This window comes from Sinorhizobium sp. P24N7 (genome assembly GCF_042436655.1).
In the GTDB taxonomy this organism is placed as follows: Bacteria; Pseudomonadota; Alphaproteobacteria; order Rhizobiales; family Rhizobiaceae; genus Sinorhizobium; species Sinorhizobium meliloti_A.
In genome coordinates this window covers 1-473 of record NZ_JBHMIW010000116.1, presented here as the reverse complement: position 1 = coordinate 473, position 473 = coordinate 1, and the positions used below count along the sequence as shown (strand labels likewise).

At 65.3% G+C, this 473-nt stretch carries 1 pseudogene; it reads right to left on the bottom strand.

The features are described 5' to 3' along the window. Positions 1-473, bottom strand: a pseudogene (locus ACFHWW_RS34215) (LuxR C-terminal-related transcriptional regulator); the annotation flags it as partial.

The window sequence follows — 473 nt, the reverse complement described above, 5'->3', positions numbered from 1 at the left end:
CCGGCAACAGGCGCGCCCCAGCCGCGGCCGCCTCCTGTCGGTTCCTGACCCGCAGGCTCCGGAAAAGGGCTGCCATGTGAATTTTCACGTGCCTTCGCTGAGCTTCAGCGTGCGGGCGATTTCCTTGTTCGACAGCCCCTGTACCAGGAGCTGCAGGACCTCTCTTTGCCGCGGTGTGAGGAACTCGATCGTGCGGTGGCGCTTTTTCGGATCTCCCGCGGCGGCCGCTGCGAGGCTGTCACCTTCTTCGGAAGAGGAGGCGCGACCTGCAATGGAGGGGGGAACATAGACGGAGCCGTTGAGGATCGCGCGAACCGCCTCGGCGAGATCGGCGGCGCCGAGTCCCTTGGGCACATAGCCGTTTATTCCTGCCGTCAGAGCAGAAAGAATGTCCGACCGGCGCGATGACGCCGAAACGACGGCGACCTTCAGATCCGGGCGGACATCGCGCACGGCGCCAAGGCTGGCGACAC